The sequence below is a fragment of the Clostridium sp. UMB9555A genome (assembly GCF_030222355.1).
GTDB lineage: Bacteria > Bacillota > Clostridia > Clostridiales > Clostridiaceae > Sarcina > Sarcina perfringens.
Genome location: NZ_JASORQ010000045.1, coordinates 1 through 256 on the forward strand (window position 1 = coordinate 1; position 256 = coordinate 256).

A 256-nucleotide genomic window follows, 5' to 3' on the forward strand; every position below is an offset into this window, starting at 1 on the left:
CCTATCCTTTTCACAATAATTAACTATCTCATGTTCAATATTTTTATTCTCAATAGCTCTTTCAAAAGCTCCTATTCCACTAAATAAACCTAATACCTTCATAAACTCTTCCTCCTTTATAATTCTTCTGAAAAGTATTTACAATTAACCTTTCTAAAATAAGTCCCTCGCTTATTAAGGCGTAGACAATAATAAAATCTTTTATCAAAAACAACTTTATTCTTCTTAACTTGAATTACCTTTGGATTACGTACGT

1 pseudogene is annotated in these 256 nt (G+C 28.1%); it reads right to left on the reverse strand.

From position 1 onward, the window contains the following. Positions 1–102 (reverse strand): annotated as a pseudogene (locus QP548_RS17060) (DNA (cytosine-5-)-methyltransferase); the annotation flags it as partial. Between the last annotated feature and the right edge of the window lie 154 nt (positions 103–256).